Annotated in this window: 13 protein-coding genes; 7 read left to right on the forward strand and 6 right to left on the reverse strand. The window is 49.9% G+C overall.

Going from position 1 to position 15,713, the window contains the following annotated elements:
- Positions 1 to 121: 121 nt before the first annotated feature.
- The gene (locus DC20_RS14520) at positions 122 to 772 is read right to left on the reverse strand and encodes a response regulator (protein ID WP_062544496.1); all 651 of its coding nucleotides are present in this window, start codon (positions 770 to 772) and stop codon (positions 122 to 124) included.
- A 271-nt stretch (positions 773 to 1,043) separates the two neighbouring features.
- On the opposite strand from DC20_RS14520, the gene DC20_RS14525 reads away from it, so the two are divergent.
- A complete protein-coding gene (locus DC20_RS14525; RefSeq protein ID WP_062544497.1) occupies positions 1,044 to 1,400 on the forward strand; it encodes an STAS domain-containing protein in 357 nt (118 codons plus the stop codon).
- A gap of 54 nt (positions 1,401 to 1,454) precedes the next feature.
- The gene (locus DC20_RS14530) at positions 1,455 to 1,790 is read left to right on the forward strand and encodes an STAS domain-containing protein (RefSeq protein WP_062544498.1); all 336 of its coding nucleotides are present in this window, start codon (positions 1,455 to 1,457) and stop codon (positions 1,788 to 1,790) included.
- A 172-nt stretch (positions 1,791 to 1,962) separates the two neighbouring features.
- On the opposite strand, the gene DC20_RS14535 is transcribed toward DC20_RS14530, so the two are convergent.
- The 3 genes from DC20_RS14535 to DC20_RS14545 all read right to left on the reverse strand — a co-directional run bounded on the left by DC20_RS14535 (position 1,963) and on the right by DC20_RS14545 (position 9,723).
- Positions 1,963 to 3,066, reverse strand: a complete 1,104-nt coding sequence (locus DC20_RS14535; RefSeq protein WP_083470334.1) for a sensor histidine kinase — start codon at positions 3,064 to 3,066, stop codon at positions 1,963 to 1,965.
- A gap of 527 nt (positions 3,067 to 3,593) precedes the next feature.
- Positions 3,594 to 6,680, reverse strand: a complete 3,087-nt coding sequence (locus tag DC20_RS14540) for a PAS domain-containing sensor histidine kinase (RefSeq protein WP_062544500.1) — start codon at positions 6,678 to 6,680, stop codon at positions 3,594 to 3,596.
- 58 nt (positions 6,681 to 6,738) lie between these two features.
- Entirely contained in the window at positions 6,739 to 9,723 is a 2,985-nt protein-coding gene (locus DC20_RS14545) for a CheR family methyltransferase (RefSeq protein WP_062544501.1), read from the reverse strand.
- A gap of 302 nt (positions 9,724 to 10,025) precedes the next feature.
- On the opposite strand from DC20_RS14545, the gene DC20_RS14550 reads away from it, so the two are divergent.
- Together DC20_RS14550 and DC20_RS14555 are read left to right on the forward strand one after the other, a co-directional pair.
- Positions 10,026 to 11,078 carry a chemotaxis protein CheB gene (locus DC20_RS14550; RefSeq protein WP_062544502.1) on the forward strand — a complete coding sequence of 351 codons (1,053 nt, stop codon included), beginning with the start codon at positions 10,026 to 10,028 and terminating at the stop codon, positions 11,076 to 11,078.
- Between the two features lie 424 nt (positions 11,079 to 11,502).
- Positions 11,503 to 11,799, forward strand: a complete 297-nt coding sequence (locus tag DC20_RS14555) for a helix-turn-helix domain-containing protein (RefSeq protein WP_062544503.1) — start codon at positions 11,503 to 11,505, stop codon at positions 11,797 to 11,799.
- Between the two features lie 116 nt (positions 11,800 to 11,915).
- On the opposite strand, the gene DC20_RS14560 is transcribed toward DC20_RS14555, so the two are convergent.
- Together DC20_RS14560 and DC20_RS14570 are read right to left on the reverse strand one after the other, a co-directional pair.
- Positions 11,916 to 12,860: an isoaspartyl peptidase/L-asparaginase family protein gene (locus DC20_RS14560; RefSeq protein ID WP_083470335.1), complete on the reverse strand. Its 945-nt coding sequence runs from the start codon at positions 12,858 to 12,860 to the stop codon at positions 11,916 to 11,918.
- A gap of 590 nt (positions 12,861 to 13,450) precedes the next feature.
- The gene (locus DC20_RS14570) at positions 13,451 to 14,386 is read right to left on the reverse strand and encodes an isoaspartyl peptidase/L-asparaginase family protein (RefSeq protein WP_062544506.1); all 936 of its coding nucleotides are present in this window, start codon (positions 14,384 to 14,386) and stop codon (positions 13,451 to 13,453) included.
- A gap of 385 nt (positions 14,387 to 14,771) precedes the next feature.
- Here DC20_RS14570 and DC20_RS22890 point away from each other — a divergent pair, with 385 nt between their 5' ends.
- The 3 genes from DC20_RS22890 to DC20_RS22895 all read left to right on the forward strand — a co-directional run bounded on the left by DC20_RS22890 (position 14,772) and on the right by DC20_RS22895 (position 15,710).
- Entirely contained in the window at positions 14,772 to 14,924 is a 153-nt protein-coding gene (locus DC20_RS22890; protein ID WP_157593169.1) for a hypothetical protein, read from the forward strand.
- Positions 14,925 to 14,938: 14 nt separating this feature from the next.
- Positions 14,939 to 15,283 carry an STAS domain-containing protein gene (locus DC20_RS14575; RefSeq protein WP_062544507.1) on the forward strand — a complete coding sequence of 115 codons (345 nt, stop codon included), beginning with the start codon at positions 14,939 to 14,941 and terminating at the stop codon, positions 15,281 to 15,283.
- Between the two features lie 235 nt (positions 15,284 to 15,518).
- Positions 15,519 to 15,710 carry a hypothetical protein gene (locus DC20_RS22895; RefSeq protein WP_157593170.1) on the forward strand — a complete coding sequence of 64 codons (192 nt, stop codon included), beginning with the start codon at positions 15,519 to 15,521 and terminating at the stop codon, positions 15,708 to 15,710.
- The last annotated feature ends 3 nt before the right edge of the window (positions 15,711 to 15,713 follow it).

Below are 15,713 nucleotides of genomic sequence, written 5' to 3' on the forward strand. Positions count from 1 at the left end.
CAGCCTGTATTAAGAATTAGAAAGAGCAGGAAAGGCAAAAAGCAAGACCTCCGTTTGGAGCCTGTTTTCATGAAACAGCGTCCAAACGGAGGTCTTGCTTTTTTATGATTCGTTTAGTATCTTAGTCTATCAGACCTTCTTGAATGGCGTACTTTATCAAGGTGGCTGTATTGCGGGCTTTGGTTTTTTCAATCAAATGCTGGCGATGTGATTCAATAGTACGCTTGCTCGCAAAAAGTTTATCAGCTATTTCGGCGTTTGTATAGCCTTCTGCAATAAGCTTCAGAACTTCCATTTCGCGTTTAGACAGTTCTGGGTTGTTTTTGGAAGCAGTTGTACTTCCGCCACCATCTGGGTTATTCGCTTTGTTTAACAGGTTAAGAGCCACCTCAGAGGAGATAAACGAGTTGTCATTGGCCACCGTTTTAATGGCATGCACCAACTCATCTCTGCCGGCGGTTTTAAGCACGTAGCCCATGGCACCCGACGTACGAACTTTGTGTACGTAGCTTTCCTGGTCCAGCATAGTTAGAACCAGAACCTTTAGGTCTGGGTGTTTCTGCTTAAGGTGTTGCAGGGTTTCAAAACCATCCATCACGGGCATGTTAAGGTCTAACATGATGACATCAGGCGTGACAGTTTCCAGAAGCTCCAGAAGTTGTTGGCCATTTTCTGCCTCGCCCACTATTTGGATGGTTCTCTCAGATTTAAGTAAAGACTTCAACCCATCTCTGATCAATGTATGATCATCTACTAGAATAACCTTTATCATTATTGCTTTAAATAAAGTTAGGGGTTTACGCAGCGTTTAGCTTATATTACTGTAATTGGCGTAGTGCAAGATAAATTATTTATACGGCTAATTCCGACAAGATAAGCCCTTAATAGCTCTTTTGCAGGGTTTAATCTGAAAACTCAGTATAAATACTGATTGTAAAAATTTGGTAGTTTTACTCTTTCCAAACGTACCAGTATTTAAGAAATTTAACAGAATTAAATTAGATAAAGAGGTGTCACTTTTATAGAAGGAGCAAAAGAAACCAATGGAAATTCTTACGCAGGTTACAAATGCAGGGTTACTGGTTTCTTTGAAGGGAGCACTGGATATCCATTCTAATGAAACGGTGAGGCAACAGTTAAGTATTGTTTTCCAGCGCAATACGCGTTTCCTGCTCCTGGACTTTTCAGGGGTGACAGAGGCCAGTCCGGCGGGGCTTCGCAACCTGCTTCCGTATGTGCAGCAGATTCAGGAACAGAGAAAAGAATTAGTGATTTTTAACCTGAAAGACAACATTCAGGAGTTAATTACCACCTCAGGATTTGACTCTTTAGTAACCATGGTAGATTCTTTAGAAACTGCAATTAAGTATGTAAATAAGAGGAATTTAACAAAGAAATAACCTGGTTTTTGCCTTGCTATTATGAAGGAATTACTTACTTTATAAAAAAAAGCCATGACTATAAAGGTAGAAGAAGAAGCACAAACCTATATTCTGCACCTCTGCGGCGAGTTGGATGCTTCTACTTGTCTGGTGGTGGACAAAGAGATAGAGGTGGCCCTAAGTAAGCCCATAGAACAGCTATGGATTGATTGTGAGGAGCTGAATTACATCTCTTCCGCAGGGCTGGGCGTAATAATTTCCCATCTGGGCACGTTTGAAGACAGAAACATTCACCTGGTGCTCTACGGAATGAGTGTGCACGTAAGGAATGTGTTTGAATTATTGGGGCTGCACCTGCTCATGACCATTGTTCCCTCTAAAAAAGAGGCCATTTTACAGGAAAAATAAAGCTTCCTGTCTCTCGCCAGATTTGCCCCTCCCTTATTTCTCTTAAGACCTCCCGTTGGAATAGTATCTTTTCTGGTCCTATTTTCTAAAGATTGCTCATTTCTTTAAATAAACCCTTGCCAGCTTTGTCTGTTCCTGCCATGAAAGAAGAGAAAAGGAGATAATTATTTCCTTAAACCCAAATGTGCCTTCCGGTAGTTGGGGCTTCATTGGTGAAAGAACTTCTGTTAGGGTCTGCTTTTCGGTTTAAAAGAAGAGTGATGACTCTTCCGTCTTCGGGGGTGGAGGAAACGTGAATGGTGCCCTGCAGGGGTTTTACTTTGTATTGCAGAAAGGAAAGGTTCAGGTCTGAACTGCCGCCTTCTGTGGTGAAGAAAGGCGTACGTGTTCCATTGCATTCTACCCGCACTATGATTTGATGTCCTTTGTCCAGTACCTGTACCAATACTTCTTTTACCCAGGCGTTCTGTAAGGTGCTGTTTAACAGGTCTTGCACAATGCCCAGAAGAGAGTTTTCCAGTTGGGCTTCTACGTGCTGCTCAAAACCAGACACCACACACTGCACCCATACTTTTTCTGAGGACAGTTGCTGCGCCAGGTCCTGCAAGGCCGTTCGCAGGCCATATCTTTCCACGGGCTTTGGTAGTAGCTCATACCCCAGGTTCCTGGTTTCTTTGATGGCTTCTTCCAGCATGTGATTGATGCGGGTGAGCGAAGGAGTGTGCGCCGGCTGTTTTGAAGGCGTTTTCTGCAAAAGGTCCTCTAAATTCAGCTTGGCCGCAAACAAATACTGGCCCAGGCGCTGGTGCAAGGTCTCGGTCATCAGAGCCCGTTCTTCCTGCTTTTGATTGGGAAAGGCATTATCTGCAGTGTGCTGTTCAACAAGTAGATCCTGGACAGCGGTTTGGTGCTGACGTTCTATCTGCTGGGTAATCTCATGAAGAATCACCAGTACACCGGCTACTTCTTCTTCAGCGCCGGTTAGGGGCACCACGTTGATTTTAAAGCGACGGTCAAGGGAAAGGCCAGGAAGAGCATAGGTGGTGATGTGGTGGCCCTGAAACACCCGTGACAAACGAAGCTGCAGGTAACGCCTTTTCTCCTCCGGGAAAAACGAGAGCACCGATTTGCCCATGACAGTTTCCCGGTCAGTGGACATGATCTTTTCCATGGCCCTGTTCCAGGCGGTTACCTGAAACTGGGTGTCAAACGCCACAATTCCATCGGGGGTGTTTTCCAGCAAACTTCCCGAGAACTCCTTTTCCGTCATCAACATAGCTTACATCAGTTTAATCTCCATCCGCTGCTTACCAAAATAGATGCCAGTTTTGGTTTTGGGCTGAAAATAAAGGCCGGTGGAAAAATGAGTAGATCTGGTGTGGGGGAGGTAGTTTGTATTTAAGGGCCTTAAAACCGTTTAAAGGTGGTTTGTTTGCAAAGTGGCCCATATACGAGGAGTCAAAAATAATTTAAGCTGCGTTAGGCTTGACCGCTAATAAAGCAGAACAAGGATTTTAACGTTGCTTTGTGAAGGTGGGGGAGGGTAGTACGGGAACGCCAATCCAGCAGGACTGGCGAAACATGAATAACGAGGCTAACTAGTGTAAGGTTAAGCTGATGGAGGGCTAAGATGCTGAATTTTAATTAAAAAGGAAAAAACTAAAGGTAAATTTAGCACCAAAGCCGCCGTGCCTCTTTCACGTCTGCAACCAATTTAGAGGCAAAGCTTTATTTCTTAGAAGATTATTTAGTCCCTTTCCGGCCCTGTTTGTAGAAAACAGGCCGGAAAGGGACTAAATAATCTTAATGCGGAATTTCAATGGTAATGATAGTGCCGTCGCCGGGGGTGGAGTCAATCTGCATATCGCCCTGCAGGAGGCGGGCACGACTGCGGAGGGTGGCCAGGCCAATGCCTTTGGAGGCGGTACGTTCAGACCAGTTGCTGGGCATGCCCTTGCCGTTGTCCTGTACCCGCACCCGCACGGAGTTTCCTTTGTCTACCACTTGCACCAGCGCCTCAGTGGCCTCAGCGTGTTTCATGATGTTGTTCAAAAGCTCCTGCACAAACCGGAACAGGTAGGTTTCAAACTCGTAGTCTTTGGGCTCATCAAAGCCCGTGATCACGCAACGTACGGTAAAGGTGTTGGTAGAAAGACGGGTAGCCAGGTCCTTCAGGGCAGACTTCAACCCAAAATCTACCAGCACCCTTGGTATAAGCTCATGCGCCAGGGTACGGGTTTCTTTGATGGCCTCTTCCAGGAACGTGGAGACTTTTTGCAGCGGGGCTGTATTGTTTTCCTTGTCTGAGAGGTCAATCTGAATGTCTTCCAGGTTCAGTTTGGCGGCATACAGGAGCTGGGCCAGGCTGTTGTGCAGGGCTTCGGCAATGCGTTTACGTTCTTCGTTCTGGGTAGTGATAATGGCGTCCATCACATTTTTTTGCTGCGCCAGTTTCTGCTGAGTTTCCTCTTTTTGCCGCAATCTTTGGGCAGTAGTATCACGCACGGTACCCAGAATACCCGTCACTTCTTGTTTCGTGCCCAGAATAGGGGTGAGGTTCACCTCAAAGGAACGGTGTTCGGGAAGGAAGGGAAGCTTATACATGGTCACCTGTTCGCCGGCCAGCACACGTTTAAGGCTCTGCAGAAACCGGTGCCTGCTTTTGGAGGGAACAATACACTGAATTGGATGCCCTACTACTTTATGGCGGTCCAAAGAAGACGATTCCTCTACGGCCTTGTTCCAGGTGGTTACGGTCAGGCTTTGGTCCAGAGCAAAAATACCGTTGTTGTGGGTTTCCAGCAGGTTGTCTGAGAACTCTTTGGCGTGGGTAAGGTCGTTCTGGGCTTCTTTGAGCTCCGTAATGTCAATGGCAAACGCAATGGCTACGTTGTGTTCCTGGTTTAGAAAACCATAATTCTGGAAATGAACTTCCTGGCCCTGGTAGCGGAACGAAGAAGGGAACGTTTTCACCTCTCCGTTCAGGATATCATCTATGTTGTCTTTAAGGCCCCGGTACATATCAAAGACACTTTTCCCTTTGTTGGCATTGTCTTCCAGACCCAGCTTGCGCAACCCTCTCCCTTTCATCTCCAGGAAAACACCTTTTCTGTCTATCACAGCTAGCACCAGGGGCAAGTGATGAAGCAACTGGTCTAAAAGCATGGTGCGGTAGCGGGCTTCTTCTTCGGCCTGTTTTTGCTCGGTAATGTCCAGGCAGAAACCAATGGCTTCACCGGTATGGGTGTCCTGGAAGAGGTACACCTGTTTGTATACTTTCTGGCCTTCCACATTGAATTCTGCCAGGGTGGTGATTCTGTGCCCCTGCAGGGCCAGCTGTATCTGCTGGTCTAGCTCCGGGTGGAGATCAGCGAAGCCATTGCCCACCATCTGCTGTTCTTCCAGACCCAACGCATTCAGCCCCGCTCCCCTTGACTCCAGCACCAGGCCGTCTTTGCCGATGCGCCAAAGCGTAACGGGCAGGTTTTGCAGAATGGAGGCCACGGTCTCATTGAGTTGCAGGAGCTCGCGGTCTTTCTGGTTTTTCTCCGTTAGGTCAGTGGCAATGCCTACCAACTGGATAGGCCTGCCCGAAGTGCCGCGTTTAAAGACCGTTTCCCGGAACATGATGTCACGCCAGGAGCCGTCTTTGGCTTTGACGCGCACCTGCACCGAGAGGAACTCGCCGTCTTTGGTTTCTGCAAACCGGTTGCCACGGTCCAGGAGCAGGTGGGCATCCTCGGGGTGGTAGAGGGTGTCCAGCAGCTCACGGGGGTGCCCCTTAATGTCTGCCGGGGTGTAGCCGAGAAAGGCCAGGAAATCACGGTTGTTGTAGATGTTGCGGCCCAGGATCAGGTCTTCTACATACAGGAAATCAGGCAGGGCTTCGGCGGTCTTTTTGACTAGCAACTGGCTTTCCTGGAGTTTCTCATTGGCAATGCGCTGCTGCGTGACGTCTTCAAAGGTGAGTACAAAGCCATCATCCAGTTTCACGGCCACGCAGTTAAGCCACCGTTCTGACCTTCCTTTGGGAAAATGGGCAGTAAACGTAGCAGGTTCGCCGTTGTCTACCACGTTCAGGAACGTGAAGAAGTGCCCGTCTGTGAGCATGCTGGGCATGATCTCCGTCAGGCGGCTGCGGCGTAGTTGCTCCAGGGTGTAATCCAGAAACAGCTCGGCGGTTCGGTTCAGCATCACCCACTCAAAATCAAGCAGGGTTCCATCGCTGTCGCGGATGGCTTTAAAAACCTGAATGCCGTTGAGTGAGGAGTTGAACACCGCAGACAGCAAAGCTTCTTTGTTGGAGAGTTCCAGGTGGGCGGTTTTACGCTCGGTTACGTCTAGGAAGGCAATGCGGCATTGATCGGTGTCATTTTCGCGGCGCAGCAGCATGCCCTCCAACTGGGCGTAGAAAACGGTGCCTTTGCTGGAGAGTACTTCCAGTTCTACGGTCTGGGCCGCTTCAGAAAGCAGCACTTTTCTGAAAAAGCCATAATAAGCGTCCAGGCTGTCCTGGTGCACAAACTGGCTGAAACGCCGGGCCATCAGTTGGTCTCTGGAAGCAGCCAGCAGTTCTGTTCCCTTGGCGTTGGCTTCTTCTATGATCCCGTGCTCGTCTAAGGTCACGTACCCAAACGGCGAGTGCTGATACAAATGGAGGTACTTGGCCCGCTCGGCTTCCAGCTCCTGGGTGGCCAGTTGCAGCTGGTGGTTCTGCATCTCCAGTTCTACCTGGTGAATCTGCAGTTCCTGGATCAGCAGGCGTACCTCATGCATGGACATGTTCTGCACATCGGCCGCAGAAATGGGCTTTTGCAGTTTCTCTGCTTCCTGCCGCAGCAGGGAGAAGTCATGGTGCCTATCAGTAGATTGTTTGGTCTCGTCACTCATAACGGGATGAAGTAAGCGTCAAATTAACAGAGGGTATTAGCCTGCCCTTTCTCTCTCTCTATCTCTCAAATACCTCCATGGCCAGCAGAATCTTGAACGGTTTATTTTCCGTTTGCTCTACCCGGCGCGTGTTCAGAATCATTCTGCGGTACCCCAGTACCGGGAATTCATGTTCCAGCTCTTCGTTCACTACCTCAGTGCCTTCTTTCACTACCTGGTTCATGAGGGTTCTCAGCCTTGGAATATCCCATTGGCCATTGCCCAGATGGTACAGCCACTGGCCTTTCAACTGCTCTGGAATGAGCTGGAACGTTTGCGCGAAGGCGTTGCTGGTGCTTTCTACCCGCAGTTGCCCGTCCAGCACCACCAGCGGTTGCTGAATGATGTCTATGATGTTGGCCGCGTACAGGCTGGTGGCCGCCACGCTGGCTTCCAGGTTCTTGAAGTTAGTGATGTTGGTGAAGGTCACTACCGCGCCGTCAATGAAGTTGTCTGCGGTACGGTAGGGAAGCACCCGCATAGAGTACCAGTGCTGCTCATCTTTGGTTTGCAGGTGCACCTCTTTGCTGCGCAGGCGGTCCAGGACTTCCTTTACGTCATCTTCAATGTTCTGGTACTTCAGGTTAGAGGCAATGTGGGTGAGCGAGCGCCCTATGTCTGCCCTGATGAGGTTGAAGATCTGGGTGGCCTGCGGGGTAAAGTTTTTAATGTTGAGCTGGTTGTCCAGGAAAATGGTGGCAATCTCGGTGCTGTCCAACAGGTTCTTCATGTCATTGTTGGAATTGGTCAGCTCCTCGGTCTTGGTCTGGTACTGGAGGTTGATGGTCATGAGTTCCTCGTTCAGAGACTGCATCTCCTCTTTGTTCGTCATAGACTCTTCATTGGTGCTTTGCAGCTCTTCATTGGCGCTCTGCAGTTCTTCATTGGTAGATTTAAGCTCTTCCAGGGAGGAGTTCATTTCTTCAATGGTGCTTTGCAGGCGCTGTTTGGTGTAGAGCAGTTCTTTTTCCAGCTCAGAAATGCGGGCATCTTTCAGCGAAGATTCCTCCAGCGTGTCTTTGCGCCCTTTGCGTGGCCTGGGAGTGGGCATGTCTTCAAAGGCCACCATGAGCATGCCTTTTACCTGGTCAGGCTCCTGCAGGGGCGTCACGGTTAGTTTCACGTGTTGGGTGCCGTGGTCTGTTTGCACCGGTATGTTTTCACCCACCACTCTTTCCTGCAGCACGGCCGCCCGGCTCACCAGGTTGTTTAATTCAAAGGTGAGGCCTTCACGGGCCATGTCAAACACGTTGAGGGTGGCCTGGCCCTGGGCGGGCTCAAGGTATTTGCCGGTGCGCCCGTGTATGTAGAAAATATCGCCGGAGGCATTCACAATTAAAGTGGGCGGCGCAAAGTGATGGAGCATGACGCGTTGCACCACCCGGCTCATGGTAGTATCTTTTTTTGCCGCAGCCTGCGGTTCTGGATTAGCTTTCACTTGTTCAACAGAGGTAAAGGTGAAGGGGAATTCTGACAGGCGCGTCAACGGGATGGAGGTGTCATCGCGGCGGGAGATTTTCCATTTAGTGTCAAGGGTAGTAAACATGTCTGGGAAGCCGGACAGGGTCTCTGAAGAACCTAAAAACAGCAACCCGTTAGGGTTAAGCGAGTAGTGGAACACCGGAAACAGCTTCTTCTGCAGCTCTGAGGACAGGTAGATGAGCAGGTTGCGGCACGTGAGTAAATCCAGTCTGGTAAAAGGAGCGTCGCGGTTGAGGTTGTGCACGGCAAACACCACCTGATCGCGCAGCTCTTTTTTGACATAATAGTGGGTGTCAATTTTGGTGAAATAGCGTCTCAGGCGCTCCGGCGACACATCAGCGGTGATGTTTTCCTGGTAGCTGGCGGCGCGGGCGCGGTGAATAGCCTCGGGGTCAATGTCTGTGGCAAATACCTGAAGTTTGAGGTGCTTGCCCATTTTTTCAATGGTCTCCAGCAACAGAATGGCAATGGAATAAGCTTCTTCGCCGGTAGAGCAACCCGCCACCCACACGCGTACAAAGTCGCCGTCTCGTTTATGTTGAAGCATTTCTGGCAGGTATCTCTCCTGCAGCAACGCAAAGGCCTCTGTATCTCTGAAAAACTTGGTTACGCCAATGAGCAGTTCCTTGAAAAGCTGTTCCACTTCATGGGGGTGGTCCTGCAGGTACTGCACGTACTCAGAAAACTGAATGATGTTGTGGCTGTTCATGCGCCGCTCAATGCGCCTGAAAATGGTGTTGCGCTTGTAGAGCGAGAAGTCATGGCCCGTCTTGTTGTGGATGAGCGTAAAAACCTTCTGCAGCATTTGGGTAGACTTGTGCGCCTCTACCATGGTCTTGCTCTTGAGGGGCGGCATGTGCGCGTAGGTCAGCAGCTTTTTGGGCATTTCCTCTACGGGCAGCACATAATCTACAAACTCAGTTTTAATGGCGTTGCGGGGCATGGCGTCAAAGCGGGCGGTGGCAGGGTCCTGTACCATCACCATCCCGAAGTTCTCCATAATCATTTTCACGCCCAGGGCTCCATCTGCGCCCATGCCTGAGAGAATGGCCCCAATAGCGTGCTCACGGCGGTTCACGGCCAAACTCTGGAAAAAGAAGTCAATGGGCATGCGCTGGCCATTGGGTTGCTCCGGTTCGTGCAGCCTAAAGCGGCCTCTTTCCAGGGAGGTTTCTTTGTTGGCGGGCACCACGTACACGTGCTCTGGTTCTACCGTCATGCCGTCTTTGATTTGCACCACGGGCAGGTTGGTGTAGCGTTTGATGATCTCAGTCATCATGCCTTTCTGGGTAGGGTCCAGGTGAGGCACTACCACGTACGCCATGCCCGTGTTTGAGGGCAGGTGCTGGAAAAAGGACTCAAACCCTTCCAATGAACCCGCCGATCCGCCCAGGGCCACAATCTGAAACTCGTGGTTGGGTTTGTCTGGCGGAATGATTTCTTTTTGGGGTGCATTCAGCACGGGGTTATCAGACCTTGTGGTAGCAGGAGCCGCCTGGTGGTCTGTTTCTGTTCTCTCCATAAAAGTTGTACGTAATCTGAAGCGGCTGGTCTCTAAGTAGTTAGAAGGCTCTGGTGTTTCGCTTCCGGCGTAAGGCAGCCATTGTACCGTCTAACTTCCTAAAAGGTCCTGCCGCAGTTCTACAAGGTACAATAAATCCGCCTCAAACCTCTCTTTAGAGACTCTTCCCTTTTTAGAAACCGCACTAATACGGACAGGGCAACAGGACAATTACGAACCAAAAGAGAAAACCGCAACTACGCACAAAAATTGGCTTTTTTGCCGTTTTGCGCGTAGTACCTCAAAAGACAACCTAAACCTTCATGAAACTTCCTCACCACGATATCATTGTGATTGGTACGTCTGCCGGTGGCATGGCCGTTCTTTGTGAGCTGATGGACCAATTACCCGCCGATTTACCAGCCTCTATTTTTATAGTGCAGCACCTGGCCAGAAATTCTAATTCTGATGTGCTGGTAGAGCGCTTGAACAAAACGTCAAAGCTCACCTGCCACGTAGCAGAGCATGAATTAACCATTGAGCAGGGGCACGTGTACTTTGTGCCGCAAGACCACCACCTGCTGCTGCAGAAAGGCCGCATGCTGGTGACCAAAGGCCCCCGTGAGAACCTGTTTCGCCCCGCCATCGATCCGCTGTTCCGGTCGGCGGCGGCGGCTTACGGTCCGCGGGTGATCGGCATTGTGCTCACCGGTATGCTGCAAGACGGCACCGTGGGCATGGAAATGATCAAACGCGCCGGAGGTATTACGATGGTGCAGAAGCCTGAAGAAGCCGAGTACCCCGACATGCCCCAGAGCGTCTTGAATGAGATTGAGGTAGATTACGTGGTCACCATAGCTGAAATGGGCGAATTGCTGCAGGAACTGGTGTTTGTGCCCGCCTCCGCCACGGCCGAGATCCCCGAAGACATTGCCTACGAAGCTTCCATTGCTGAACGCCTCATGCTGGACACCGGCAACGGCGAAATTGAAGACACTGAACTCATGGGGCCCCGTTCCAATTTCTCGTGCCCCAGCTGTGGCGGCGCGTTGTGGGAAGTAAACAAAGGTAACGTGGTGCATTACCGGTGCCACGTTGGGCACTCCTTCACCCCAGACGCCTACCTCAACGCCAACGTAGAATCCATTGAAGAAACCCTCTGGATTGCCTTGCGCATGCTGGAGGAGCGCCGCACCATGCTCAGCGCCATGGCCGAACAGGACCGCCGCAAAGGCCACAACCACTGGTCAGAAGCGCAGGAGGAACGCGCCAATGAATTGAAACTGCACATTGCCCGCATCCGGCAGCTGCTCATGGCCAATGCCAACGCCAAGCACCGCTATGACTTGGATGGCGGAGAAAGAGAAGTAGGCTGATTGTGACCAAACAGAAAACCGGGCCTGAAACGTATGTTTCAGGCCCGGTTTTCTGTTTGGTGTTCTTATGCGTCTGAAGGCTGGTGGTGTTTATATAACCTGGTTAACTCAGGTACGCCGAGGGCGAACAAACCGGTATTTTCTTGGCTCCATTCTGCTTTTACCAGTTTTTAGCAGAAGCAAACAGGTCAGGTTTTTCCTGCTTAGGATATCAGTTCAAGGCCTGTTTTTAGGAAAAGAAGTGAAAAATGGACCTTTTCCCCTATAAACCTTCTATTCTTGAACTTAGGTTCTTTTGTGTTTGTACTAGTATCTCTTATATATCTCTGTGGTGAAATACGGAGAGAATTTTCAAGATAGTTACGTATTTATACAACTCTCCTGGATACTGTACGTTGATAGTGAGGGCATAAAGAAGATAGGTATGAAAAAGGAAGAGCAGGTGCTAAAAGCTATATATAGTTTAGTAAACGGAGACAAATCACCAGTGCATTTACCCGTGTCGCCGGAAGCCGTGAGTGAGGCAGCAGGATTACCCTTAGACCAGGTACAGGCCTGTTGCAAAACATTAGAAACACATGGGTACTTAATGAGTAGTAATGTGCATTCTATTCCGCCGTACTACTACATTACTACGGCAGGAATCAAAGAAGCCCTGAACCCCAGCATTCCGCTGTACTTGTTTAACAGGTCAGGCGTTCAGGCAAGAAAGAGATATTAGGCAGTAGCCAAAATCACATATATAGGCACCGCTCTGGTTCTAGGCTCGTTTTAAGAAAAACGGCTGAAAACAGGAGCGGTGCCTTTTTGCATTTGGTGCACCCTGGCCTCACTGGCTTACTCTATGATGATATTGTCTACGTGTACCTGTTGGGTTCCATCTGAAGAGACACTGGCCCAGAACATGCCTTGCGTGCTGTGGGTAATACCGCGGTTGCCCTGTGCGTCCAGCACAATCACACCGCCTTCGCCGCCAGCCTTGAGTACCTTTTCATGAATCACTTTCTGAGCCGCCTGTTCCACTGATACTCCTTTGTATTCCATTAAAGCGGCTATGTCATGCGCTACGGTGTGCCGCATAAAGAACTCGCCATGGCCAGTGCCTGAAACCGCACAAACGTGGTTGGCAAATGTGCCGGCCCCAATAATAGGTGAATCGCCCACCCGCCCGAACCGTTTGTTCAGCATGCCTCCGGTAGAGGTACCCGCGGCGAGGTTTCCGTTCAGGTCCAGGGCTACCGCGCCTACCGTTCCTAACTTGGTTTCTTTGGTAGTTTGGCCTTGCGCCTCGGCTTCCTTGATTTGCCTGATCTGGTCCCGGCGTTCGGCTATTTCAAAGTAAGAAGGAGGTACTACTTCCAGGCCAACGGTCTGGGCAAACGCTTCGGCACCGGTGCCCACCATCATGACGTGGTTTGAAGCTTCCATCACTTTGCGAGCCGCAGAAATAGGGTTCCTGATGGTTCTCACGCCCGCCACGGCTCCCGCCAGAAAAGCAGCCCCGTCCATGATAGAGGCATCCAGTTCAATGATTTCTTCATTGGAGAAAACCGCCCCGTGCGCCGCGTTGAACAGGGGAGAATCCTCCAAAATCTTCACGCTGACCTCTACCGCTTCCACACTGCTTTTACCTGCCTGCAAAGCTTCATAACCAGCCTGCGCCGCCTCCATTAGCTTTGTTTCATAAGCAGCTCTTCTTTCCGGAGACATAGGTTCTGGATAGACACTGCCGCAGCCCCCGTGTACGATAATAGCAGGTTTAGTAGGAGTAGAGTTGGTCATTTCTGATTTATAATGAGTAGTTTCTGGAGGCAAGTTACGTCTTTGCCTCTGTTTTCAATCCTGGTCTTTACAGTGTTTGATGCTCTCAATGGCTCAAATATACCAATCGTGTTTATCAACGCAGATTCTCCCCTTGAGGGGAGACAAAGAGGGGTGTTTACACAGGAGAGCAAGCATTGCCGGTTCTGCAACGTGGGTATACTTAAAAAAAGAATATGAAATGGCTGGACCAGAATATGTAAACACCCCACGTCAGAGCAACGCTCGATGCCTCAAACTTTGGTTTAGGCAATTTTCGCATTCCGTCCCCCTTTGAAGGGGGTAGGGGGATGAGGAAATCGAAAGAAGAGGCAAGGAACTTCCTTTCAATGCCAAACAGCAAGCGCAAAGAACAGGAAATGCTTTGATCCGCATGAACAATCATCCCCCTACCCCCTTCAAAGGGGGACAAACAGCTACCGTGCTGTCACCCAACAAAAACCCCAGTTTCAGGACTGTTTTATCTAAAACAGTCCTGAAACTGGGGTAAGTATTTGTGCTTGAAATGTCTTGTCTATGGTTGCTCTGGGTAAAGTAAGGTAAGCTTTCTCTTACTCTTCCCGTTCCCAGTTGCCGTCATCGTCTTTCCAGATGGCCAGGTACGTAGGATCATTGTTTTTCTTACAGGCTCTGAACATGAGGTTGGTTTCAAAGCTGAACTCCACGTTGCCATTTGGGTCTATGGCTATGAAGTTGCGATCGCCTTCAATAAGGTCGCGGTAGGTGGTCATGGCTTCTGCCGAGGCTTCCTTCAGCGGGAGTCCTTTGTATTTCATGAGGGCGTACACTTCATGGGCTACGTTAGAAAGCATGATGCCTTCCCCGTCACCGGTGCAGGAAACAGCTACCACCTCATTGTTTGCGTACACGCCGCTGCCAATGATGGGAGAGTCGCCCACCCGGCCCGGAAGCTGGTTGACCAGACCACCCGTAGACGTGGCAGCGGCCAGGTTGCCGTCCATGTCCAGGGCCACGGCTCCCACGGTGTCATGCCCGGTTACTGATTCTTCTTTCTGCGCCTCCTTCCATGATTTCTCTTTTTCCTCCGTGATAAAGTAATCGTCTGGTTTCAGCGTCATTTTATGTTCACGGGCAAAGTCTTCGGCGCCAGAGCCTACCAGCATCACGTGCTTTGACTTCTCCATCACGGTTCTGGCCAGGGTAACAGGGTTCTTCACGTGCTTCACTCCGGCCACCGATCCGCCTTTCATGGTTTTCCCGTCCATGATAGAGGCGTCAAACTCAGCGGTGTGGGCACTGGTAAGGCTGGCCCCTTTGCCAGCGTTAAAGAGCGGGTTGTTTTCCATGCTGTTCACGGCAGCCTCCACGGCATCCAAGGCACTTCCGCCTTCTTTCAGGATGCGCCAGCCAGCCATGAGGGCATTCTCCAGGCCTTGTTCATAGGCTGCCTGTTTTGTCTCGCTCAGTTCCTCGCGGCTTTGGTTTTCAGCTCCACCATGGATTGCAATCACCCATTTCTTCTCCATAATCAAGGATTTTTAGGTTCTGCTACTGGGTCACTATGTGGTGCCATGTAGCGCTAACATGTACGGGCAGGGGCAGGCGATGTTGGTAAGTTAAATACTGAATTAGAAGGGCACTTTTACGGATGCGACCCTGCCATTACACTTTTCCTTAAAGTGTCTCAAAAAAGGGCTTTCGCGCTAAATCTTATCGAAAAGTAGCAGACTTAAAGCGAATTAAAGGCTGTTTTTTGAAAAATCAGTGTTTTCTCAAGCTTTTTGCCGTGTTTTTTCTGGCACTTTCTGGGTAGCGCAAAACGTATAAAGATACAAGCCGCCGCTTTTGTGAATATAAATTCACCGCTCCATTCTGGAATTTCACCAAAAGGTCTCCTTATAAAAAGAACATATGATTCTACATCCAAAATTTAATAAGTCCTGGCGCAAACAGCCAGATGCCCGGTGTAAGATGGATGCAGGTGCTATGGCAGCTTTTCCGTGGCGGGTATCTAGCATGGTGAACCTTCTGGCGCAGGAGAAAACCGCAAAGAAAGCTTCATAAGCAGAAAAGGCGCAATGCAGAAGATTATTACCGAGAAGATAGGTGGAAAAGTGATTATTCTATTGCAGGATGATTTGGATGCCTCTGACCAACGGCTAACCCGGCGGTGGCAAAGCCCAAGGCAGGCAAACCAGGAATATTTTGTCTGGATAGACTGTTCCAGCTTGAATTGCGTAAAAAGCTTAGGATTCAGTCACTTTGTAAGCCAGTTGCTCTTGCTTAAGCAAGCGCAAGCCAATATCACGCTTCTGAACTTGAGCAACCACCAACAGGAGCTTCTAAGGTTACTTAGGGTAGAGCATTTGTTTACGGTAGTGCCCGACTTTGAAAAGGCCTACCAATTGGTACAGGCCTCTTAGCCAGAAAAGGAAGCAGGCGATTTTAACCTTCTTACCTGTTAGGTACGGGGACAAAGAAAGTACAGGCACGAATGAAACGGAGAGGAGGGACAGCATGGGGCTTGAGCAGTTTTCAGATATAGAGGAAGCAATTACCTATTTAAAGAGAATAGGGTACCTGCATACATTTACCTGTGTTCCCGAGGGCTGGCAGTGTTCTCAAACAAACCAGGTGTATTCCCCAGAACAACTTGTCATGGAGAATTGCCTCCGGTTCCAGAAATGGAAAGGGGCACACAAAGTAGCGGTTCTGTACCTGGTCTCCGCCCCCGATGGCACCAAAGGCTACATCATTGACTGTTGCTCTACTTACGGCAATGCCTTGTTTGGCGAGTACCTGCTCCGGATGAAACTGAACCAGATAAACCCTGCGGCTCGGGAGTTGTGAGAC

This window comes from Rufibacter tibetensis (genome assembly GCF_001310085.1).
GTDB lineage: Bacteria > Bacteroidota > Bacteroidia > Cytophagales > Hymenobacteraceae > Nibribacter > Nibribacter tibetensis.